We start from the raw sequence: 20,992 nt of genomic DNA, 5'->3' as shown, positions 1-20,992 counted from the left end.
CCGTTCGAGGCGTTGTACGTCAGGTAGACGGTGCCCAGCGAGCCGATGGCGGCCGAGTTCACGGTCTTGTAGGCGCTTCCGCAGACCTTCTGCGGTGTGGTGTTGGGGGCGGCGGTGGCGGGCGCCGCCAGCGCGGTCGTGACCCCCAGGGCCACGGCGGCGACTGCGGTGGTGGTGACGACGGAACGGGTGAATCGCATGGTCCCCCCTGATGGTCGGTGGAGTCAGTCGCTCCTGCCGGGTGGGACATACGGGACCGCGGAACGGTTGCACACCGGCCGAAAAGGATGTGACCGCGCCGCTTTGCAGCCGCTTGTCCGCCACCGCCCCGAGGGGCCTTGCGCAGCGCATGTCACCCTCTCGATGACTTCATGCTTGTCATCGTTTCGATGACATGTTACAACGGGAGCACGTTGAAGCGCATGGGCAGTTCCTGCCTGAACCACTGGAGGTGTTTCGCGATGCTGATGCGCACCGACCCGTTCCGCGAGATGGACCGGATCATTCAGCAGCTCTCCGGAGCCTCGGGCACGTGGTCGAAGCCGTCCGTGATGCCGATGGACGCCTACCGCCAGGGCGACACGTACGTTCTCGCCTTCGACCTTCCCGGGGTGAGCAGCGAGGCGATCGACATCGACGTCGAGCGGAACATGCTGACCGTGAAGGCCGAGCGCCGGCCCGCGGAGAAGGCCGACGGCGTCCAGATGGAGCTCTCCGAGCGGCCGCTGGGCGTCTTCTCCCGCCAGGTCATGCTGGCCGACACCCTCGACACCGAGCACATCGAGGCCCACCACGAGGCGGGGGTCCTGACCCTGCGGATCCCGATCGCCGAGCGTGCCAAGCCGCGGAAGATCGCCATCGGCGGCGACTCCGGCCGCAAGCAGATCTCCGGCTGACCAGGCCGGTACCGGCGGCGGAGGACGGGGAACCCCGATCCCCCTCCGGCCCCCGTCCTCCGCGTCCCCGCCCTGCCCCGCTCCGCCCCGCCCCGCCCCCTTCACCCCTCCCCCGGAGGTGACGTGAGATGCCGATGCACCAGGAAGCCTTCCTGGACCACGTCCAGGAAGGCGGCGAATACGGGACCCGGGAGGAGGCCGAACGCGCGGCCCGCGTCGTCCTGGCCCTGCTGGGCGCACACCTCGTCGGCTCCGTGCGGGCCCAGCTCGCCGCCCGCCTCCCGGAGGCCTACGCGCTGATCCTCCTCAACCCGTTGCAGGCCGCAGAGCCGCTCTCCCCGGACCGCTTCGTCCGCGCGACCGCGGCCTGGATCGAAGGCGCCACCGAGAAGACGGCCCTGTGGGACGTCGGTGCCGTCCTCTCCACGGTCGCCGCCGCAGCGGGAGACGCCCTCCTGGCCGAGATCCTGCTCCAGCTCCCGCCCGGCTTCGACCTCCTCTTCGGCCACCCCCGGCCCAGCTGACCGTCTGACCGTCCGCCCGGACGCCGGGCCCTCACGAGAAAGCCGCAGCCCCATGTACGACCAGCCTCGACCGGACCGGGCCCGTCCCGCCATGACGTTCGAGCAGATGCTGGAACACGTGCGCTACGACGGCGTCTACCCCACCCGCGAGCGCGCCGAGGAAGCCGTCCGCACCGTCCTCGCGGCCCTCGGCCGACAGCTCGTCGGAGACGAACGCGTCGACCTCGCCCGCTGCCTGCCCGTCGAGGCCGCCCTCGCCCTGACCGCCCAGATCCCCGACACCGCACGCCTCACCGGCTGGGACTTCATCAAGGACCTGGCCGACCGGACCGGCACCACGCCCGCCGTCGCCCGCTGGGACACCGGCGCGGTCCTCTCCGTCGTCTCACACCTGGCGGGCCCCGACCTCCTCGCCCGGATCCTGCGCCACCTCCCCGACGGCTACGCCCTCCTCTTCGGCCGGGCAGAACCGTGCCGGCCGCAGGAGGCCGCCTGACCCGTCACCCGTCACCCTTGGACGGGCTCGTGGTGAGGGTCAGGCCGTACGCCTTGAGGAGGGGGTTGATGGGCTGGTGGAAGCTGACGCCTCCCTCCGTGCAGTTCCCGGAGCCCCCGCTGGCGACCCCCTGGGCCTGGTCCCCGGAGAGGAAGGAGCCGCCTGAGTCACCCGGCTCGGAGCACACGGTGGAGCGGGTTACCCCGGAAACGGTGCCCTCTCCGTAGTCGACGCTGGTCCCGTGCTCCTCGACGGTGCCGCAGTGCCAGCCCGTGGTGGATCCCGAGCGGAAGGTGCCCTGGGCGACCTTGTTGAAGCCCGTCGTCGTGGCGCCCGGCTTCCCGCAGTGCCCGGCCGTGGCGAATCCCCCTTGCGCGTCCTTGGTGACGGAGAACCCGACGCTGCACCGCGCCCCCTCGTCGATGTAGTAGGCGTCCCCGCCTCTGACGTCATACAGGGCCCGGGGCCTGTCCTTGGTCGTCCTGACGGTGACCAATGGCCTTGTCGATCTCGGCCAGGGCCTTGGTGAGAGGTCGAGTCCGCGCACCACCACCTTCGCCTCGGCGCCGGCCGCTTCGATGGTCTGGGCGTCCAGGGAGCTGGTGGTGGCCACGGTCAGCCGGCTGAGCGGGCCGCTCACCCAGGCGCCGGCGAACCGGACGCCGAGCTTCTTCTCCAGCTCCGCCGCGATCCTGACCGCGTCCGCCTCCCTGCTCAACCGCCGGAGCGCCCGGTCCGGGCGGAGGCCCAGGTCGTCCCGGCCCGCATGGCGCCCCACTAGCCTTCTGTACCTACTAGTATGTACACTGCCCGTATGAGCACTCAGGACCGACTGATCGAGTCCACCCGCGAACTGCTGTGGGAACGCGGCTACGTGGGCACCAGCCCCAAGGCGATCCTGGAGCGCGCGGGCGTGGGCCAGGGCAGCATGTACCACCACTTCCAGGGCAAACCAGACCTCGCCCTGGCCGCGATCCGCCGCACCGCCGAAGAGCTGCGCGCCTCCGCGCAGAGGGCGCTGGACGGGCCCGGGACGCCGTACGAGCGCATCCGGGCCTACCTGGAGCGCGAACGCGACGTGCTGCGCGGCTGCCCCGTGGGGCGCCTGACGATGGACCCGGACGTGGTCGCGAACGACGAGCTGCGGGCGCCGGTGGACGAGACGATCGGCTGGCTGCGTGAGCGGCTCGCCCGCATCGTCGAAGAGGGGCAGGAACAGGGCCAGTTCGCCCGTTCCCTCGACGCGCGGGAGATCGCCGCGACGGTCCTCGCCACCGTGCAAGGGGGCTACGTCCTGGCCCGCGCGTCGGGCTCGCCCGCGGCCTTCGACTCAGGGGTACGCGGCCTGCTCTCCCTTCTCCGACCGGCATCCTGAGGAGTTTCCCCGTATGCACATCACGACGAAGCGTCCCGACACCGTGCAGGGCCCGGCGGAGCACTTCACCGGCACGGTGTGGCTGGACGAGATAGCCGCGCCCGAGCCCCCGTCCCGGCTGCGGATGTTCAGCGTGCACTTCGCCCCCGGCGCGCACACCGCCTGGCACCACCATCCGCACGGCCAGGTCCTGCACGTCCTGGAGGGCGAGGGACTGGTCCAGCACGAGGGCGGTCACGTCATGGCGATCCGGGCGGGCGACACCGTGTGGATCGAGCCCGGCGAACGGCACTGGCACGGCGCCGCTCCCGGCACCTTCATGACGCACCTCGCCGTCGTGGAAGCGGCCGAGGACGGCTCGACCGTCGAATGGCACGAGCACGTGGGCCACTACCCCGCCTGAAGAAGGAGCGCACGATGCACGCCATGCAGTACGAGATGACCCTGCCCGCCGACTACGACATGGACATCATCCGCGACCGCGTCTCCCGCCTTGGGCACGCCCTCGACGACTGGGACGGCCTCGGCTTCAAGACGTATCTGATGCGCGAGCGCGGGGTGCACGGTTCGCCGGTCAACCAGTACGCGCCGTTCTACCTCTGGAACACCATGGAGGGGATGAACACCTTCCTGTGGGGAGGCGCCTTCCAGGGTCCCGTCAACGACTTCGGCCGGCCCGCCGTCCGGCAGTGGACGGGCCTGGCCTACGAGGAGGGCCGCGCGGCCGGGTCCCCCGCCGTCGCCGCGGTGCGCCGGCGCCAGCGGGTCCCGGACGCCGTGCCGCTGTCCGCGTTCATGGAGGACGCGGTGGGCGAAGCGGGGCGACTGGCCGCGCAGGACGGCGCCGTGCTCGCCGCGGCCGCCGTCGACTCGCACCGCTGGGAGCTGGTCCACTTCTCGCTCTGGGACCACCGCACGCCCAAGGCCCCGGGCGAGGTCTTCGAGGTGCTGCACGTGTCGCAGCCCGGGAGGCGCGAACTGCCGCGCGGACGGCAGTGGTAGCCCGCGTCCGCACGGTCCTCGGCGACGTGCACCCCGATGACCTGGGCGTGTGCGACGCCCACGACCACCTCTTCCTCCGCAGCCCGAAGCTCCCGGGCCAGGAGCTGGACGACGTCCCGGCCGCACGCTCCGAACTGGCCGCGTTCCGCGCCGCGGGCGGTGCGAGCGTCGTCCAGTGGACGCCGTACGGCATGGGACGGCGGACCGGGGACCTGCCGGACCTGTCCCGCGCGGCCGGGGTGCACGTGGTGTGCGCGACCGGGCTCCACCAGGCCGCCCACTACGAACCGGAGTTCCTCGACGGGCTGCGCGCCGGGCTCGCCGGGCTCTTCGTCCGCGAACTGACCACGGGCATCGGCGCTTCGGGCGTCCGCGCCGGGCTCATCAAGGTCGCGGGCGGCTTCCACGCCCTCGACGCGCACGCGCGCTGGACGATGGCCGCGGCGGCCGAGGCCCACCACGAGACCGGCGCGCCCGTAGCCGTCCACCTGGAGCACGGCACGGGCGCGCTCGACGTGCTCGACCTGCTGTGTGACGAGCTGGAGGTCCCCCCTCACCGGATCATCCTCGGGCACCTGAACCGCTCCCCCGACGGCGTGGTGCAGCGCCAGGCCGCGGAGGCGGGCTGCTACCTGGCGTTCGACGGGCCCTCACTCGCCCATCACGCCACTGACTGGCGGATGCCCGACGCGGTGAAGGCGCTGGCCGACGCGGGATTCGGGCATCGGCTGCTGCTCGGCGGGGACACCGTCGTCTCCGGGGCGCGGTCGGTCGACGGCGGCCCCGGGATGCCCTACCTGCTGCGCCGGGTACGACCCCGGCTGGCGGCCACCCTGGGTGCGGAGCTGGTGGATCACCTCTTCACGCGCAACCCAGGGCGGGCCTTCGCCGTCGACTGGTCCTGAGCCGGCCGGCCAGCCGTCGGCCGGCCAGCCGTCGGCTGGCCGGCTGGCCGGCCGACGGCGAGGGGCGATGCCCGTCACGCGCCGCTCGGTACGCCCGCGTTCGCGAGGATCTCGCGTGCGGGCAGCACCGTGCTCTGGGCGGCGGTGAGGCCGGTGGCCGCCAGATGGGCGTCCACGATCCGGAGGCCGGCCGCGTATCCGGCGAAGTCGGGCAGTCCGACAGGCTGGTGCCCCATGTGCCGTGCGGTGGCGTCGCCGTACACGTACGCGGGCAGATTCGGCATCCCGGCCACATCGATCCCGGCCACGACCTTCGCGCAGACGTGGTCCAGTTCCGGGCCGGACAGCGCCGTCGTCCAGGGGCCCATGGCCGCCTCGCCCGCCAGTTCCCGGACGAACGCCTCGGCCAGCCCCTCGGCCACGACCTGTTCGCCGACCGTGACCGTCATCGGGTTCCAGACCACGTTGGCGTAGCGCACGTTGTGGTGGAGCTCGTGCGCGGCAACGTAGCCGATCTTCGCCAGGCTGGTCTCGGTGGGCCACATCGTCAGCTGGATCGCCCCGGGGATACCGCCCATGCCGAGGTAGCCGGCGTTGCGGACCGTCAGCAGGTCGTCGTCGGGGTCGCCGAGCACCAGCACGACGTGCACGGTCTCGGCGCTCCCGGCTCCGGGCACCGCGCCGCTCAGCCGCTCCCACGCCACGGCGAGGCAGTCCTCGATCCGGTGCCACACCCCCGCGTCCCGCATCCTGCGCAGGGCCGTCAGGTAGCGCGGGTCCTCGTGGTCGGTCCGGAAGCCGCTGCCCATCTGGTGCATCCGGACCACGTCCACGCCCACCGCGGACATCACCTCGTGCAGAGGGCTGAGCATGTCCCGCAGGGCGTCGGGCCGCTCCTCCAGCGGGCGCTGGAGGAGATCGAGCATGGAGGAGGCCGTGTCATGAACAATGATCTTCATGACCTGGGACCGTAGGGCCTCACGTTACGGGAGGGGCAAGCGATGTGCAGTCCGCCGCACTCGTACTCAGGCGAGGATCTGAACCGCCAAAACGGTCACGTCCGGAACCGCGATCGACTGGCCCGGGTTGATGTAGATGTCCTGCCCGTACAGGATGGCAACTCGAGCCCGGTTCACGCCCGACGTGATGTGATTGACGTGATCGATCTGAAGATACGTCGTGGGGTCCGGCGTTCCGGCTATACAGGTCATCCTTCCGTCATTCCCCCACAGCTCGATACCGTGGGACCACGTCGGATATGGCGGGCAGGTCACCACCACGGACGCGCTGGCCGGGCCGGCCGCCGTGAACGTGCCGGTGAGAGCGGCCGCAGCGGTCAGAGCCGCCGCCGCTATACGCCTTTTCATGCTTGTTGCCATCGTGTCACGTACTCCTCTTACTCGTACTGCCGAAGGACCTATTGCCGAACGGTGGTGCGATTGGAGCGGTGCGTGGCGAATCATTTCACTAGAGAGCAGGATCGCCGCTTTTACCAGGCGTGCCCTGAGCGCGGCGATCACCAATCGTTCATGGGCAGCCGATCGCCGTCAAGGGGCCCCGGCGCAATCCCGCCAGCTTGAACTACCGGTACTCCGCTTCGGTACTCGACGAGGCCGGGCTCCGGTGCGCCCCACGCGGCAGACGTGTCCCGGGGGACGAGGCGGATACGGCGTCGGCGATGTGCCGCATCGTGGTGGTGACGTGGCGCAGGAGCGGCCGCACGCTCTGGGCGTCGAACCGGGACAGGGCAGGAGCGGCCAGCAAGAGGACGAGGACGGTGGCGGTCGCGAGGCGCCGGGCGGCGCTCACGTCCGGTCCTCGCCGTGCCGGAGCGGGAGGGCCCGGCGGACGTCCCGGGGCGGTGTCTGCACGGTCACGAGGGTTCCCTTTCAGGCGGGATGCGGGCTGAAGGCCGGGGGATCAGCGCTGCGGTACCGCGCGGTGCGCTCCGAGGCACGCGAACGAATGGCCGGCCGCCTCGGCGGCGGCCGCGCTCGCGTCACCGCGCCGGATCGCGTCGATCAGCCGGGCGTGGTCGAGGTAGACGGCCGGGCGCGGGCCGGTGCCCACCTCGGTCCGCACCCAGTCCGCGACCAGGTTGCCGAGGTCCGCGTACAGCGCGACGAGCACGTCGTTGTGGGAGGCCGCGACGACCGCCATGTGCAGCCTGACGTCGGCGGCGACGAACTGGCCGGCGTTCCCGCCGGCCCAGCTCTGTTCGCGGCGCACCAGGAGCGCCTCCAACTGGACCACGTCCCGGTCGGTGCGGCGTTCCGCGGCGAGGCGGGCCGCGGAGGCTTCCAGGGTCGAGCGCAGCTCGGCGACGTGGCTCGGGTCGGAGTCCGCGAAACGGCGGTGCATCACTCCGGCCAGCTCGCTGGTGGCGATGACGTACGTACCGGAGCCCTGGCGGATGTTGAGCAGGCCGTTGTGCGCGAGGGCGCGGACGGCTTCGCGGACCGTGTTGCGGGCGACGCCGAGCAGTTCGACGAGCTCGGGCTCCGTGGGGATGCGGGAGCCGACGGCCCACTCACCGGAAGTGATCTGGTTCCTGATCTGGGCGATCACCTGGTCGACGAGTGCGGAGCGTCGGGGCATGGTCAGCGACATGTGGGTCGGATTCCTTCCGGGCGTACGCGCGCGGGGGCCGTCGTACGTTCGATCGTTGGTTCTTCGGTGGCCCGTGCGCGCCGGCGCGGTGGCGGTGCGGTACCCGGGGCGGCCGGTCGCCCGCCGGTTCGTCAGCGCGTGGCGGTGACGGCGCGGTCGGTCGCGGCGAGGGGCGTACCGGCGATGTGCCGCAACTCTTCGGCGCGTGCCTGGAAGAGTCCGGTCATGGCGCTACGGCAGGGGGGCGGAAGGCTCGCCGGGATGGCCGGGATGGCCGGGTGGCCGGGATGGCCGGCATGCGAAGCACGGCGCGGCCGGTCGGAGTCCTGATTCCGTTTCTGTCGAGGCCCGTGTCCGGAGGGAATGCGTGATGCGCATTTCCCTGAGGGCGATGTATTCCGCAGCCCTTCGGAGCAGGTCGTGCCGGAATTTCAGGACGTGAGCGGAATCAGCGTCGGCCCGTGGTCCGTCCCCGCCGCTTCCTACTGCCAGCCCGCGTCGGAGAGGACGACCTCGGAGAGGCGCGGGGTCGGGCTCTGCCAGCCCGCGTCACCGGCGACCACCCGGGATGCCGGGGCCGGCGCCGAGGTGTCCGCCGGAAGAGCGGTGCCGACGGCCAGGGCGACGGTCAGCGCGATGACGAAATCGGTGAGCTTGATGCGGTTCTTCATGGTGTCCCCCACTGGTCAACAAGTCGTCGTGCCCCCAGTGTCGCGAGCTCCGGGGCAGGACTGAAGAGGGTGGGGCGCGGGCAATCCGGCCATGTCCAGAAAGGGACACCGTGGCTCTGAACTGCGGTTCGTCAGTCGAGGTCGAACGGGAGGAGCGGGACCTCGGCCCGCGCCAGCGTCCAGGGGCGCAGCTGCGGATGGGCCGCGGCCGCGCTGCGCCATATGGCCGCGGCACGTTCCTCCGCCGCTTCCAGGCTGGCTGTTCGCATGTACATGCCGACCACGGGGTGCGCCCGCTCCCGCAGGTGGACCACCGCCAGCTCGAAGCCGTCAGCGTCCACCGCGGAGGCGGCCAGGAGCGCCTCCGTATCGGCGGGGAGGGTGCGCCCGCGATCATCGGATCGCAGGAGGATGTGGACGAGGCGCATGGAAACCCTGGCTATTGAAGGAATGGACTGGCGAAGGAACGGGTCGGCGGGGCGAAAGACAGCATTCAGCGTTTCTGTCCGTTTTCATAGAGGAATCACTGCCTTTTCGGTGGCCGGTTTTCGCTCCTCGGGGCGGCCTCGGTTAGCCTTTCCGGCATGCGCCGTTCACCCCCCGGCGCGGAGTGCAGAGAGAGAAACGGTCCATGTTTACGAGACTGGGACTGGATGCCGTCACCGAAGCCGTGTACCGCGGCATGCTGGCCCATCCACAAGACGGTGTGGCCGAGCTGGCGGCGCGTCTGGCGATGGACGGGCAGGACGTGCGCGACGCGCTCGTCCGGCTGAGCGAGATGGCGCTCGTGCGGATCTGCGACGACGAGGGTTCCCAGGCCCGGGTGGTCGACCCCCGGCTGGCCATGGAGCTCCTGCTCGCACGCCAGCAGGCCGAGCTGACCGCGCAGCAACAGCGGATGGAGACCGCGCGTGCGGCCGCCGCCGAGCTCATCGCGGTATACGCCGAAACACCCGCGCCCGACTCCCAAGCGGGGCTCCGCTACCTCCAGGGGATCGACGCGATCCGTGATCAGATCGAACTGCTCAGCGGCGAGGTGCGCGAGGAGTTCCTGACCTTCGCCCCCGGCGGACCGCAGGCGCCGGAGAACATGAGGGCGTCGAGGCCCCTCAACCGCTCCATGCTGGAACGCGGCATCAAGATGCGCACCATCTACCTGGACAGCATCCGGCGCGACCAGCCGACCATCGAGCACGCCGAATGGCTGGAGAGCCTGGGCGCCCAAGTCCGCACGGTGCCCACGCTGCCGAACCGCGTCATCGTGTTCGACCGGCGGGCCGCGCTGATCGCCGCGGACACGGGCAACACCGGAGCCGGCGCCGCACTCGTCACCAGCCCGGGAATGATCACTCTCCTGTGCTCGCTCTTCGAGCACGTCTGGCGCTCGGCCGACCCCCTGGGCACCACGCCGCGTTCCGAGGCGGGCGCCTTGTCCAAGCAGCAGCTCGCCGTGCTGCGCATGATGGCGGAGGGCCGGACCGACGAGGCCATCGCCAACGGGCTGGGAGTCTCCTCCAGGACGGTGCGCCGGACCGTCACCGGTCTGCTCTCCGAGCTGAACGCACGGAGCCGTTTCCAGGCCGGCGTCCGGGCCGTCCAACTCGGCCACCTTCCGGCCACCCCCGACTGAGCCCCCCGCCTGAGCCCCTCCGGCTCGCCCCGCGGTCGCCCGGGACGGCGGGAAACGACCTGCGGGACAGCGCCGGGGCGTCCGACCGTGAACGGTCACGGTGTCACAGTCGGACTCTCCGCAAGGTCCCCCATCGGGCCGGCCTCAGCGCACGGTGACGCTAGACCAGTCGAAGCGGATCTCGTCGATGGCCCCCATCTCCGCGCAGAGGTTGTAGAGACCGCTGTAGTCCTGGACCAGCATGCTGCGCTCGGCGTCGTGCTCGACATCGCGCATCATCTCTTCCCCGCCCTCGACACCGACCAGTTCGATCACCCGGCGCCACGTGGTGAAGTCGTTCGCACCGAACGCGCGCAGACCGTCGGACATGGCGTCCAGGAAGTACGCCTTCCGCGGGGCGTCCAGCCGCTCGTAGACGGCCTTGGCCACCTCCTTGGAAATGGAGGAGTGGCAGTACTCATCGCGGTTGTGCAGGTCGGCCGTCACCCGGTTCACCGGCTGGACGTCCGGGTCGTCGGCGATCAGGTTGAGATAGGCGTTGATGGACATCTCGGACACCGTGGTGAACGCGAGCGTGGTGAGCTCGCGCTGCCAGAGGTGCTCGGCCTCCGCCCGGCGCGCCTCGTGCCGCCGGGCCTTCTTCGCGACCGGAAGGTCGTTCTCGTGCATCCGCCACCCCCGGCGCCGTCGCGTGACGGAGCTGGCGTTGAGGTGCATGAGGGTGTGGTACTGCTCGTCCACCATCGCCTGGGCCGCGGCCGTGATCGAGGACTCCCCCATCCCCGTGTCGAAGGTGTTGCGGAAGATGAGCTCGAACCCGGGATTGACCACCCGCTGTTCGTTGTCCATCACGTTCTTGTTGAACGCCACCCACGCCCAGCTGAGCAGCCTGCGCCGCTTCTCGTCGTCCAGTGCCTGGTAGGCCGGGTGGTCCCGGAAGGGCAGCAGGTGCTCGGGGTAGTCGGGACGGTCCAGCTCGAACAGGTCGTCGAGGTCCGGCTCGCCCCGTTTGACCGATGCCCGCCGGGCCCAGTTGCCCGCGAGCCGGGTGATGACGGCGTTCTCGATCGGATCGCTCCGGTCGAAGGCCGGCAGGTGCGCGTAGTCGAGGGCGTCGTTCGGGTGCTGCGCCATGGTCAGTGAGCCCTCACGCGCCGGCCAGCACCGACTGCTCGTACTCCTCGCCGTAGCGGCGCTCCGGCCAGGTGTTGTAGGCCAGCAGGAACAGGTCGCGGTGGCCCTCCTCGCCGCGCGGAGCGACGATGTCCGTGGCGTAGTGCCGCATCTTCTGGTCGTCGATCACGACGGCCTGGCCCGGCTGGAGCTTCACGCCCAGGAAGGGCTCGTCGCTGTCCATCGGCATCAGCTGGGTCTCGCCGCCGCCGATGTTGTGGCGGTCCACCACCGCGATCAGGCTGTAGGTGTGCCCGTCCTGGTGGGGGCCTTCGGGCACGGAGACGCCCCGGGTGTCGTCATTGGAGATGACCCGCCACTGGTGCACGTCCACCTGCCACTCGACGCCGTGGTCGAGGGGAACCTCGTCCGCACCCGCGCGGATCACGAGCGTCGGGTCGATCTGGAGCGGCTCGAACTCCCGCAGCAGGCCACCCGTCACCCCGTTGAACTCGGTGGACTGGCAGAAGGGGCGGTGCGGAAGCAGCTCCGGCTGCCAGCCGTCCCCTTCCGAGTAGCGGATCTTGTACTGGGAGAAACGCCGGTACCTGAACTTGCCCTCGTTGTACTGGTCGACCGGGAGGGTGGAGAACTCCTCCAGGATTTCAGCGGGCAGCTCCGGAAGAGCGAGCAGCTGGTAGTGCCATTTGTTGAGCGTCATCGAATTACCCGTCCATGCCGTCTGCAGCGATACGAGAAAGGCGTATGTGTTGAGTGGGACCGGGTCCCACCGGTCTCTGACGGCCTCAGGCCGCCCCCGTGGCGGACGCGCTGACCGCGGTCCGAGTCGTTTCGCGTGGGGAGTTGCACCCGCCGCGAGATCCACGACCTGGATCCTGCCCGCCCGGACGGATTGTGTCAACAATTCAATTCGTCCAGTGGATGAATCATCCTCTGAATCTATGTATTGCGGGAATTTATTGACAGCAGGGCTCTTTGGGATACGCTCCTGATTCTCATGCACTGGTTCCCTTGGGGGTAGTTATTTCTACGCGAGTTATCGGCTTCAACTTGAGCCACGACAGCAGTGTGTGTCTTGTCGAGGACGGCGTCATCCGCTCCGCACTCGCCCTGGAGCGCACCACCCGTGTGAAGCGGGGCACCGTTCCGATGCACGTCTACGCGGCCGCCATGGCCGATCTGACGAACGAGACCCTCTCCTCCGCCGGGTTGACCTCCTCCGACATCGACGGCTGGATCGCGACGTCGACCGAGTCCAGGGACCAGGCGGACGAGGACAAGCTCCTCGGCGTCCTGGGTCTGGTGGCGCCGGCCGAGCGCTCCCTCGCGCTGCCGCACCCGGGCCACCACCTCGCCCACGCCAGCGCCGCGTTCTACTCCTCCGGCTTCGACGAGGCCGTGGCCCTCGTCATGGACTCCTACGGGTCCCGCGTCAACGGAGGGCGCGAACGGGAGACGGCCTTCACCTTCCGCACCGGTGAGACCCCCGAGCCGCTGATGCGCGTCGTGCGGGACACCGACCGCATCGCGGGCTACCGCCGCGGCGGCGAGCTCTGGACCCCGGCGACGCTGTCCGGCGTCGGCGAGATCTACCGGGTGGTCACCCTCGCGCTCGGATTCCGCGAGTCGGGCACCGCGTACGACGACGCCGGCAAGACCATGGGCCTCGCCTCCTACGGCAAGCGGCTCACCTCGGACAACCTCTTCTACGAGCTCGCGCCCGGCGGCGAGCTGCGCTTCGACCGGGCCGCCGACTCGCTCGTCGAACTCGGGGTGGCGGTACGCGAAGGCGACGAGCTGCGGCTGGTCCCCCGCCCGCCGAGGGCGCCGTACGAGCAGTTCCACTTCGACCTCGCCGCGCAGCTCCAGGCGGAATTCGAGGAGGCCGTCCTCCACGTGACGCGGCACGTGCTCGCCCTCAGCGGCAGCCGGTCCCTGGTGGCGTGCGGCGGTTCCTTCCTGAACTCGACCCTGAACACGCGCATCGCGCGGGAGACGGACCTCGACCGCCTGTTCATCTTCCCCGCGGCCACCGATGACGGGAACGCCGCCGGCGCCGCGCTCTACGCGTACCACAACCTCCTCGGCCCCCGCTCCGAGGTCGGCCCCGCCATGCGGCACGTCTACCTCGGCCCGTCGCGGGTCTCCGGTGTCGACCTCCAGGGCATCGCCGACCGCTGGGGTCTTGAGACCCGCAAGCACGAGGGCACCAAGGGGCTGGCGGCCGCGGCGGCCGGGGCGATGGCCCGGGGCGACATCATCGGCTGGTTCCAGGACCGGTGTGAGTTCGGGCCGCGTTCGCTCGGCGCCCGCTCGATCCTGTGCCACCCGGGCATCCCGGGCATGAAGGACCGGCTGAACGCGCGGGTGAAGTTCCGCGAGGCCTTCCGCCCGTTCGCCGGGGCCGTCCTCGCCGAACGCGCGGACAAGTGGTTCGACATGCCGATGCCCGAGAGCCCCTTCATGCTGATGGTGACCCCGGTCCTGGAAGCGCAGCGGGAACTCGTCAGCGAGGTCGTGCACATCGACGGCACCTGCCGGGTGCAGACCGTGGCCGAGGACACCCCCGGACCCTTCCGCGCCCTGATCGAGGCGTTCGAGGAGCAGACCGACCTGCCGATGGTGCTCAACACCTCGTTCAACCTGCGGGGCATGCCCATCGTGGAGCGTCCGGACGAGGCGATGGACTGCCTCTACGGCTCGCGGCTGGACCGGCTGTTCATCGGTGACCTGGAGGTCGTCGCACCGGACCTGGCCGGGCTGCGGCCCGAGGCAGTCGGGGCCGTGGGCTCCCGCGGATCGATCGGCCTGCCCGCCACGGGCGAGCAGCGTGCCGCGGTAGCGGTGCTGCCGGAGTGGGAGGGGCTGCTCGGGATGGCCGACGGCACCCGGTCGGTGCGCGAGATCGCGGCCGGACTCGGTGCGGACGCCGAAGAGCTGGTGGACCTCGCGCTGGACATGCGGCGCCACGGGCTGCTGCGCTGGGCCGGGGTGCCGCAGGTCCAGCGCCCGGTGTTCCCGCTGCCGCAGTACTCTCCGGACACCTCGGCGGAGTGACCGGCCGATGAGTGACCTTTCCTGCGGGACGGAACTGTCGTTCGCACAGCGGCGGCTGTGGTTCTTCGATCAGATGATGCCCGGCAACCCGTTCTACAACCTGGCGTTCGCGCACCGGCTGTCGGGGCGGCTCGACCGGTCCGCCCTGCGGTCCGCGCTCACCGAGATCACGGCACGGCACGAGGCCCTGCGGACGCGGTTCACCACCGACGGTGGTGAACCGCGGCAGGTCATCGTGGAACCGCGGCCGGTGGACCTGCCGGTGACGGACGTCTCGCAGGCGCCGGATCCGCTCGTCGAAGCCCACCGGCTGGCGGGCGCGGAGGCGGCGGTCCCGTTCGACCTGTCGAAGGGTCCGCTGCTCCGCGCCCGCCTGGTGCGGCTCGGCGAGACGGACCACGTACTGCTCGTGACCCTCCACCACATCGCGGGCGACGGCTGGTCCATGGGCGTGTTCCAGGACGAACTGGGCGCCCTCTACCGCGCCTTCTCGACGGGCGGGACGACCCCGCTGCCACCACTGGAGATCCAGTACGCGGACTTCGCCGCGTGGCAGCGGTCCTGCCTCTCGGACGAGGTGGTGGCCGAGCGGCTCGGCCACTGGCGCGAGCGGCTGCGCGGCATGCCGACGGCACTGGAGCTGCCGGCGGACCGCCCCCGTCCCCCGCTGCCGAGCTACACGGCGGGCGTCGTGCCCTTCGAGGTGCCCGGTGACGTGGTGCGGCGGCTGCGGGCCATCGGGACCGACCGCCACTCCACGCTGTTCATGGTGCTGCTGGCCGCCTTCGACGTGCTGCTGGCCGGTTACACCGGCGGTGACGACATCGTGGTCGGGGTCCCGGTCGCGGGCCGGGACCGTGCCGAGCTCGAAGGACTGATCGGCTTCTTCGTCAACAACCTGGTCATGCGGGTGGACTGCTCCGGCGATCCGGCCTTCGGGGAACTGGTGGACCGCGTGCGCGACACCGCCCTCGACGCCTTCGACCACCAGGACCTCCCTTTCGAGCGGCTGGTGGAGGACCTGCACCCGACGCGCGACCCGGGCCGCAACCCGCTCACCCAGGTCGGTTTCCAGCTCCTGAAGGAGGAGCACACCGGCCGGACGCTCGATCTGCCGGGCCTCGCGGTGACCCCGTTCGAAGGGCACGGCGACACCATCCACCTGGACGTCGAGCTGTGCTGCTACGAGACCGCCCAGGGGCTTTCGGGCCGTCTGGTGTACGCGGCCGACCTGTTCGACGCGGCGACCATGGAGCGACTGGCCCGGCACTTCGTCCACCTCCTGGGCCGGGTCGACCGGGACACCCGGCTGTCGCGGCTGCCGCTGCTCACGGGTGAGGAGGAGCGCCGTCAGCTGGTCGAGTGGAACGCGACGGACCGGGAGTTCCCGACCGCCACCGTGGTCGGGCTCTTCGAAGCACAGGCGGCCCGCACCCCCGACGCGGTGGCCGTCTCCTACGAGGGCGGCGCGCTCACCTACCGGGAGCTGAACCGTCGGGCGAATCGTTTCGCCCGACGCCTGCGCTCGCTCGGAGTGGGGCGCGAGGTGGTCGTCGGCCTGTACGCCGGGCGCGGTCTCGACGCCATGGTCGCCATGCTGGCCGTGCTCAAGGCGGGAGGCGCCTACCTCCCCCTCGACCCGGCCTACCCGGCCGAGCGGATCGCGTACATGCTGGGCGACGCCCGCTGTCCGTTCGTCATCGTCCAGGACGGACTCGACGCGCCGGCCACCGGGAGGGCCGAGGTCATCCGCCTCGACGCCGAAGCGGACCTCACCTGGCCCGCGCACGATCTGGGCGCCGACGTCACGCCCGACGGTCTCGCGTACGTCATCTACACCTCCGGTTCCACAGGCCGGCCCAAGGGCGTGGAGGTCGCTCACCGCGGACTCACGAGCATGATCACCTTCCAGAGCCGTGAGTTCGGCCTGGGAGCGCACTCCCGCGTGCTCCAGGTGGCGTCGATGTGCTTCGACGCCTCGGTCTCGGAAATCTGGATCACCTGGACCACCGGCGGCGAACTGGTGATCGCGCCCCCGCACCTGCTGGGCGGCGAGCTCGCCACTCTGCTCGCCGAGCGCGAGATCACCCAGGTGGCCCTGGTGCCCTCGGTCCTCGCGACCCTTCCGGACACCGCACTGCCGCACCTGGAGACCATCCTCATCGGCGGTGAGCCCGGTGCGCCCGCGGTGGTCAACCGCTGGTCCCGCGGACGGCAGCTCATCAACGTCTTCGGTCCCACCGAGGCCACGGTCAACGCGTCCTTCTTCCGCTGCGCCGGGGAGGTCCGCGCCACGCCGCCGATCGGCAGGCCGGTGGACAACACCCGTCTGTACGTTCTCGACGCGTGGCTGCGCCCCGTGCCGGTCGGCGTACCGGGAGAGGTGTACATCGGCGGTGCCGGCGTGGCCCGCGGTTACCTGGGCCGTGCGGGACTCAGCGCGACCCGGTTCGTGGCCGACCCGTTCGGCGGGGCCGGTTCGCGGCTGTACCGCACGGGCGACCTCGCGCGTCTCCTGGCGGACGGGAACGTCGAGTTCCTGGGCCGCATGGACGATCAGGTCAAGCTGCGCGGCTTCCGGGTCGAACTCGGAGAGATCGAAGCGGCCTTCGCCGAACATCCCCGGGTGGCGCAGGCCGCGGTCACGGTCCGCGAGGAACAGGACGGCGACCCCCGCATGTACGCCTACGTCGTGGCGGCCGGGTCATCACAGGACGGCGCCGCGAACGGCGAGGACCTCCTCCACCAGGAGCACGTCCGGGGGCGCCAGCGCTCCTTCGACGAGGCCCACCGCCGTGGCCCGGACGGCGCTCCCGCCAACCCGACGGCGCGCGAGCGCGTGGGAGCCCTGCGTCCGGACCGGGTCCTGGAGATCGGCTGCGGCGGCGGCTCACTGCTGCGCGCACTGGCGCCGGTCTGCGGCCAGTACGTCGCCACGGACTTCTCCGCTTCGGCCGTGGACATGCTGCGCGGCGCGCCGGACCTGGCGGGCCGGGCGGGGATCACCCTGCTCAACCGCGAGGCCACGGACTTCCGCGGCTTCAGGGACGGCTCGTTCGGGGCCGTGGTCATCGACTCCGTGATCCAGCACTGCCCCTCGCTGTCCTACGCGGACCGGATCATCGGTCAGGCCCTGCGGGCCGTCACCGACGGCGGCGTACTGATCATCACCGAGGTTCCAGAGCTCCCGGAGCACTCGCTGGACCACGAACCGGGCGAACTCACCATCAAGGCACGGTACTTCACCGATCTGACGAACCGTCTGCCGCGGTGTGCGGGCACAGAGCTCGTCCGCCGCGACGGCCGTCTCGACGTGGTCATCACCGTCGCCGGTCCGCCGGACCCCGCAGCGGGGGATCCCCACCCGCCGCTGCCGTACGCCGAGACCCTGGCGAGCGATCCGCTGCGCCCCGCACGCGCGGCCCGGCTGGAGGACGAACTGCGCGCCTACGGGCGGGCACGGCTGCCGGAGTACATGGTGCCGTCGGGTTTCATCGTCCTGGACCGGCTGCCCCTCTCGCCGAACGGCAAGGTGGACACCCGGGCTCTGCCCGCGCCGGCGACGGCTCCCCGCGCAGGCGGCCGCGGCCCCTCAGGGCCCGCGGAGGAAGCGCTGTGCGCGCTCTTCGCCGAAGCGCTGGGGCTCGAATCCGTGGGTCCCGACGACGGTTTCTTCGACCTGGGCGGGCACTCCCTGCTCGCCCTGCGGCTCCTCAACCTCATCCATGCGCGACTCGGCGCGGAAATCGCCCTCGGGAAGCTCTTCCTGACGCCGACCCCCGCCGCGCTCGCCGAACACATCACTCGACACCTTCCGGGAGGAACAGCATGACCAACCCCTTCGACAACGAGGACGGGACCTTCCTCGTCCTGCGCAACGACGAGGACCAGCTCTCGCTCTGGCCCGACTTCGCCGACGTCCCGGCCGGCTGGACCACGGTGTTCGGCCCTGACCGCCGCCAGCCGTGCCTGGACCACATCGAGGCGACCTGGACGGACATGCGGCCGCGCAGCCTGGTCCTGGCCATGGACGCGGACAAGGCCGGCTGAGTGAGTACGCAGCTCGCCTTCTGGCGCCGGACCCTGGACGGGGTGCCCCGGGAGCTCTCCCTGCCCTACGATCACGGCCGGCCGCTCGCGGCCGGCCCCCGGACGGGGCGCGTCGAACTGCGGGTCGGGGCCGAACTGCATGCCGGCGTGGCCCGCGTCGCGCGGGCCGAGGGCGTGAGCCGGCTCACGGTCCTCCAGGCGGCCCTGGCCACGCTGCTGTACCGGCTGGGAGCCGGGAGCGACCTTCCGCTCGGCACGGCCACGGCGGGCGGCCTCCTCGTCGTGCGGGCCGACCTGTCGGGCGGTCCCACCTTCACCGAGCTGCTGCCCCGCATGGCTTCGGCCATGCGGGGGGCCCTCGACCACCAGGACTCCGCCTTCGACCGGGTCATGGCGGAACTCGCTCCAGCTGGGGAGCCCTCCGCTCCCGCGTTCCCGCAGGTGGTGCTCACCCTCGACGAGCCGGCGCCCTCCTCATCGGGCGCCCCCCGAGACCTGAGCTGGGAGCTGGTGCAACAGCCGGGGGACGACGCCGCGCCGGCGGGGCTCGTGGGTGCGCTCACCTATGCCCGCGACCGCTTCGAGCGGGCCACCGCCGAGGCGATGGCCCGCCGCTTCGTCGACGTCCTGGAGCAACTCGTCGACCGTCCTTCGACCCCGCTGAGCGAGGTCGAGACGGTGGACGCCACCGAGCGCCGCAAGCTGCTCCTGGAATGGAACGACACGGCCCGCGACGTACCGCCTGCCACGATCCCGGAGCTCTTCGAGGCCCAGGTCGCCAGGACCCCGAACGCCGTGGCCGTCGCCGATGACCACGTCCGCCTCTCGTACGGCGAACTGAACGCGCGCGCCAACCGGCTCGCGCGGCTCCTGGCCGCCCGGGGCGTGGGCCCGGAGCGGCTCGTCGCGGTCATGGTCGAGCGTTCGGCGGACACCGTGGTGGCCCTGCTCGCCGTCATGAAGGCGGGCGGTGCCTGCCTGCCCATCGACCCGTCCTACCCCACCGAACGCATCGGGTACCTCCTCGAGGACACCCGGCCGGCCTGTCTGATCACCACCGAAGCGCTCCTGACGCGAACCGGGGGCGCCGTGCCCGCCGTCCTCCTGGACGGTGTGCGGACCACGGCCGAGCTGGCGGCGGCGGGGGACACGGATCTCGGCCCGGCGGAGCGCCCCGCGCTGCTGCCGGCCCATCCGGCCTACGTCCTCTACACCTCCGGTTCCACCGGCCGGCCCAAGGGCGTGCTCATCGCCCACGCGTCCATCGCCCGGCTGGTGTGCGGGACCAACTACATCGACCTCGGTCCGGGTGACGTCGTCAGCCAGCTGAGCTCGGTCTCCTTCGACGTCGCCATCTTCGAGGTGTGGGGGGCACTGCTCAGCGGGGCGCGGCTCGCGCTCCCCGCGCCCGGTGTGCTGTCCACCGCGGAACTGCGGGATTTCACGGCCCGCCACGGGGTGAGCGTCATGTGGCTGACCTCCGGCCTGTTCCATCAGGTGGTGGACACGGACGTGACCGCCCTGAGCGGGGTGCGGCAGCTGCTGGCGGGCGGGGACGTGCTGTCCGTCCCTCGGTGCGCGGCCGTGCTGGAGTCGCTGCCGGGCATCCGGCTCGTCAACGGCTACGGGCCGACCGAGAACACCACCTTCACGACCACGCACGTCATCGGCGCCGGCGATGTGGCCGGTGCGACCGCGGTGCCGGTCGGGAAGCCGGTCTCCGACACCCGGCTCTACGTGCTGGACTCCGGTTTGCGCATGGTCCCGCCCGGTGTGGCGGGCGAGCTGTACGTCGCGGGATCGGGCCTGGCCCGGGGTTACTTCCAGCGTCCCGGGCTGACCGCGGAGCGGTTCGTGGCCGACCCCTTCGGCGGGAACGGCGCCCGGATGTACCGCACCGGCGACATGGTGCGGTGGACGGCCGAGGGCGTACTGGAGTTCCTGGGGCGCTCGGACGGCCAGGTGAAGGTCCGGGGCTTCCGCGTGGAACTCGGCGAGGTCGAAGCCGCGCTGGCGGCCCACCCCGTGGTGGAACAGTGCGCGGTGACCGTGCACGTGACGGATTCCGGGGACAAGCGCCTGGTCGGCTACGTGGTGCCGCGACCGGGTGCGGACGCGGTCGACGGGACCGCCGTACGGGCCTGGCTCGGGGACCGGCTGCCGGACCACCTGGTGCCGTCGGCGGTGATGGCGCTGGACGCACTCCCGCTGACGGCCAACGGGAAGCTGGACCGAAGGGCCCTGCCCACCCCGCCGTTCGCGGCCGGGACGCCCTACCGGGCACCCGGGTCGCCCCAGGAGGAAGCCCTGTGCGGCATCGTCGCGTCGGTGCTCGGCGTGGACCGGGTCGGCCTGGACGACGACTTCTTCGACCTGGGCTGCCATTCCCTGCACGCCACCCAGATCGCGTCCCGCGTACGCGGTGAGATGGCGGTCGAGCTGCGGATGCGGGCGGTGTTCGAGGCCGTGACGGTCGCCGGGCTCGCCCGGGCGGTCGCCGCCGCCCGGCCCGCGGCCCCGCCCATCGTCCGCCGCACGGCGGGGTAGGCACCGCACGCGAGAGAGGCGGGGGGGGGGCGGGTGGTGGTGCGCGCCGGCGGCCGGGGCGGCGCGGGGGGCGCGGGCAGTGGCCAGATGGATAA

Annotated in this window: 21 protein-coding genes and 1 pseudogene; 12 read left to right on the top strand and 10 right to left on the bottom strand. The window is 71.3% G+C overall.

All coding sequences use genetic code 11. The features are described from left to right. Positions 1–200, bottom strand: a pseudogene (locus tag ABT403_RS38210) (spore-associated protein); the annotation flags it as partial. Between the two features lie 261 nt (positions 201–461). On the opposite strand from ABT403_RS38210, the gene ABT403_RS38205 reads away from it, so the two are divergent. The 3 genes from ABT403_RS38205 to ABT403_RS38195 all read left to right on the top strand — a co-directional run bounded on the left by ABT403_RS38205 (position 462) and on the right by ABT403_RS38195 (position 1,916). Beyond that, positions 462–896, top strand: coding sequence for an Hsp20/alpha crystallin family protein (locus tag ABT403_RS38205; RefSeq protein WP_344152100.1), 435 nt, complete (start codon positions 462–464; stop codon positions 894–896). 128 nt (positions 897–1,024) lie between these two features. Next, a complete protein-coding gene (locus tag ABT403_RS38200) occupies positions 1,025–1,420 on the top strand; it encodes a DUF2267 domain-containing protein (protein WP_344152103.1) in 396 nt (131 codons plus the stop codon). A gap of 52 nt (positions 1,421–1,472) precedes the next feature. Beyond that, the gene (locus ABT403_RS38195; protein WP_344152106.1) at positions 1,473–1,916 is read left to right on the top strand and encodes a DUF2267 domain-containing protein; all 444 of its coding nucleotides are present in this window, start codon (positions 1,473–1,475) and stop codon (positions 1,914–1,916) included. A gap of 4 nt (positions 1,917–1,920) precedes the next feature. On the opposite strand, the gene ABT403_RS38190 is transcribed toward ABT403_RS38195, so the two are convergent. Continuing rightward, positions 1,921–2,694, bottom strand: a complete 774-nt coding sequence (locus tag ABT403_RS38190; protein ID WP_502966021.1) for a S1 family peptidase — start codon at positions 2,692–2,694, stop codon at positions 1,921–1,923. Positions 2,695–2,715: 21 nt separating this feature from the next. Here ABT403_RS38190 and ABT403_RS38185 point away from each other — a divergent pair, with 21 nt between their 5' ends. The 4 genes from ABT403_RS38185 to ABT403_RS38170 are packed head-to-tail and all read left to right on the top strand — an operon-like array spanning position 2,716 to position 5,198. Beyond that, entirely contained in the window at positions 2,716–3,291 is a 576-nt protein-coding gene (locus ABT403_RS38185; protein WP_344152109.1) for a TetR/AcrR family transcriptional regulator, read from the top strand. Between the two features lie 13 nt (positions 3,292–3,304). Then, positions 3,305–3,694, top strand: coding sequence for a (R)-mandelonitrile lyase (locus ABT403_RS38180; protein WP_344152112.1), 390 nt, complete (start codon positions 3,305–3,307; stop codon positions 3,692–3,694). 14 nt (positions 3,695–3,708) lie between these two features. Then, the gene (locus tag ABT403_RS38175; RefSeq protein ID WP_344152115.1) at positions 3,709–4,293 is read left to right on the top strand and encodes a DUF4865 family protein; all 585 of its coding nucleotides are present in this window, start codon (positions 3,709–3,711) and stop codon (positions 4,291–4,293) included. Next, positions 4,287–5,198, top strand: coding sequence for a phosphotriesterase family protein (locus ABT403_RS38170; RefSeq protein WP_344152118.1), 912 nt, complete (start codon positions 4,287–4,289; stop codon positions 5,196–5,198). Before ABT403_RS38175 ends, ABT403_RS38170 begins: the two co-directional genes overlap by 7 nt. A gap of 74 nt (positions 5,199–5,272) precedes the next feature. Here the strand turns inward: ABT403_RS38170 and ABT403_RS38165 are convergent, their stop codons facing one another. The 6 genes from ABT403_RS38165 to ABT403_RS38140 form a co-directional block, all read right to left on the bottom strand. Continuing rightward, positions 5,273–6,157, bottom strand: coding sequence for a DUF2268 domain-containing putative Zn-dependent protease (locus ABT403_RS38165; protein ID WP_344152121.1), 885 nt, complete (start codon positions 6,155–6,157; stop codon positions 5,273–5,275). A gap of 66 nt (positions 6,158–6,223) precedes the next feature. Then, positions 6,224–6,577, bottom strand: coding sequence for a hypothetical protein (locus tag ABT403_RS38160; RefSeq protein WP_344152124.1), 354 nt, complete (start codon positions 6,575–6,577; stop codon positions 6,224–6,226). 202 nt (positions 6,578–6,779) lie between these two features. After that, the gene (locus tag ABT403_RS38155; RefSeq protein ID WP_344152127.1) at positions 6,780–7,007 is read right to left on the bottom strand and encodes a hypothetical protein; all 228 of its coding nucleotides are present in this window, start codon (positions 7,005–7,007) and stop codon (positions 6,780–6,782) included. A 111-nt stretch (positions 7,008–7,118) separates the two neighbouring features. After that, entirely contained in the window at positions 7,119–7,808 is a 690-nt protein-coding gene (locus tag ABT403_RS38150; protein WP_344152130.1) for a FadR/GntR family transcriptional regulator, read from the bottom strand. A 482-nt stretch (positions 7,809–8,290) separates the two neighbouring features. After that, positions 8,291–8,479, bottom strand: coding sequence for a hypothetical protein (locus ABT403_RS38145; protein WP_344152133.1), 189 nt, complete (start codon positions 8,477–8,479; stop codon positions 8,291–8,293). 131 nt (positions 8,480–8,610) lie between these two features. Next, entirely contained in the window at positions 8,611–8,907 is a 297-nt protein-coding gene (locus ABT403_RS38140) for a hypothetical protein (RefSeq protein WP_344152137.1), read from the bottom strand. 203 nt (positions 8,908–9,110) lie between these two features. Here ABT403_RS38140 and ABT403_RS38135 point away from each other — a divergent pair, with 203 nt between their 5' ends. Next, on the top strand, positions 9,111–10,109 hold the full coding sequence (locus tag ABT403_RS38135) for a LuxR C-terminal-related transcriptional regulator (protein WP_344152140.1): 999 nt from the start codon (positions 9,111–9,113) through the stop codon (positions 10,107–10,109). Positions 10,110–10,253: 144 nt separating this feature from the next. Here the strand turns inward: ABT403_RS38135 and ABT403_RS38130 are convergent, their stop codons facing one another. Both ABT403_RS38130 and ABT403_RS38125 read right to left on the bottom strand, forming a co-directional pair. Further along, a complete protein-coding gene (locus ABT403_RS38130) occupies positions 10,254–11,243 on the bottom strand; it encodes an AurF N-oxygenase family protein (protein ID WP_344152143.1) in 990 nt (329 codons plus the stop codon). A 13-nt stretch (positions 11,244–11,256) separates the two neighbouring features. Continuing rightward, positions 11,257–11,943: a 2OG-Fe dioxygenase family protein gene (locus ABT403_RS38125; protein WP_344152146.1), complete on the bottom strand. Its 687-nt coding sequence runs from the start codon at positions 11,941–11,943 to the stop codon at positions 11,257–11,259. A gap of 350 nt (positions 11,944–12,293) precedes the next feature. Here ABT403_RS38125 and ABT403_RS38120 point away from each other — a divergent pair, with 350 nt between their 5' ends. Genes ABT403_RS38120 through ABT403_RS38105 form a run of 4 tightly spaced genes read left to right on the top strand, consistent with a single transcriptional unit; the run spans position 12,294 to position 20,897 of the window. After that, on the top strand, positions 12,294–14,300 hold the full coding sequence (locus tag ABT403_RS38120) for a carbamoyltransferase family protein (RefSeq protein WP_344152148.1): 2,007 nt from the start codon (positions 12,294–12,296) through the stop codon (positions 14,298–14,300). Positions 14,301–14,307: 7 nt separating this feature from the next. Beyond that, positions 14,308–18,132 carry a non-ribosomal peptide synthetase gene (locus ABT403_RS38115; RefSeq protein WP_344152149.1) on the top strand — a complete coding sequence of 1,275 codons (3,825 nt, stop codon included), beginning with the start codon at positions 14,308–14,310 and terminating at the stop codon, positions 18,130–18,132. Then, entirely contained in the window at positions 18,129–18,350 is a 222-nt protein-coding gene (locus ABT403_RS38110) for an MbtH family protein (RefSeq protein WP_344152152.1), read from the top strand. The genes ABT403_RS38115 and ABT403_RS38110 overlap by 4 nt, the downstream gene beginning before the upstream one ends. Beyond that, positions 18,351–20,897, top strand: a complete 2,547-nt coding sequence (locus tag ABT403_RS38105; RefSeq protein WP_344152155.1) for a non-ribosomal peptide synthetase — start codon at positions 18,351–18,353, stop codon at positions 20,895–20,897. The last annotated feature ends 95 nt before the right edge of the window (positions 20,898–20,992 follow it).

It is taken from the genome of Streptomyces sp. NPDC000075, assembly GCF_040301925.1.
GTDB lineage: Bacteria > Actinomycetota > Actinomycetes > Streptomycetales > Streptomycetaceae > Streptomyces > Streptomyces polychromogenes.
Note: the sequence above shows the minus strand (reverse complement) of the source record. Positions and strands in the feature narration are given on the sequence as shown.

What these genes read in the sequence shown, in the direction of transcription:
- ABT403_RS38205 (WP_344152100.1), top strand. Translation starts at nt 462, where the DNA reads ATGCTGATGCGCACCGACCCGTTCCGCGAGATGGACCGGATCATTCAG.
- ABT403_RS38200 (WP_344152103.1), top strand. Translation starts at nt 1,025, where the DNA reads ATGCCGATGCACCAGGAAGCCTTCCTGGACCACGTCCAGGAAGGCGGC.
- ABT403_RS38195 (WP_344152106.1), top strand. Translation starts at nt 1,473, where the DNA reads ATGTACGACCAGCCTCGACCGGACCGGGCCCGTCCCGCCATGACGTTC.
- ABT403_RS38185 (WP_344152109.1), top strand. Translation starts at nt 2,716, where the DNA reads ATGTACACTGCCCGTATGAGCACTCAGGACCGACTGATCGAGTCCACC.
- ABT403_RS38180 (WP_344152112.1), top strand. Translation starts at nt 3,305, where the DNA reads ATGCACATCACGACGAAGCGTCCCGACACCGTGCAGGGCCCGGCGGAG.
- ABT403_RS38175 (WP_344152115.1), top strand. Translation starts at nt 3,709, where the DNA reads ATGCACGCCATGCAGTACGAGATGACCCTGCCCGCCGACTACGACATG.
- ABT403_RS38165 (WP_344152121.1), bottom strand. Translation starts at nt 6,157, where the DNA reads ATGAAGATCATTGTTCATGACACGGCCTCCTCCATGCTCGATCTCCTC.
- ABT403_RS38160 (WP_344152124.1), bottom strand. Translation starts at nt 6,577, where the DNA reads ATGGCAACAAGCATGAAAAGGCGTATAGCGGCGGCGGCTCTGACCGCT.
- ABT403_RS38150 (WP_344152130.1), bottom strand. Translation starts at nt 7,808, where the DNA reads ATGTCGCTGACCATGCCCCGACGCTCCGCACTCGTCGACCAGGTGATC.
- ABT403_RS38145 (WP_344152133.1), bottom strand. Translation starts at nt 8,479, where the DNA reads ATGAAGAACCGCATCAAGCTCACCGATTTCGTCATCGCGCTGACCGTC.
- ABT403_RS38140 (WP_344152137.1), bottom strand. Translation starts at nt 8,907, where the DNA reads ATGCGCCTCGTCCACATCCTCCTGCGATCCGATGATCGCGGGCGCACC.
- ABT403_RS38135 (WP_344152140.1), top strand. Translation starts at nt 9,111, where the DNA reads ATGTTTACGAGACTGGGACTGGATGCCGTCACCGAAGCCGTGTACCGC.
- ABT403_RS38130 (WP_344152143.1), bottom strand. Translation starts at nt 11,243, where the DNA reads ATGGCGCAGCACCCGAACGACGCCCTCGACTACGCGCACCTGCCGGCC.
- ABT403_RS38125 (WP_344152146.1), bottom strand. Translation starts at nt 11,943, where the DNA reads ATGACGCTCAACAAATGGCACTACCAGCTGCTCGCTCTTCCGGAGCTG.
- ABT403_RS38115 (WP_344152149.1), top strand. Translation starts at nt 14,308, where the DNA reads ATGAGTGACCTTTCCTGCGGGACGGAACTGTCGTTCGCACAGCGGCGG.
- ABT403_RS38110 (WP_344152152.1), top strand. Translation starts at nt 18,129, where the DNA reads ATGACCAACCCCTTCGACAACGAGGACGGGACCTTCCTCGTCCTGCGC.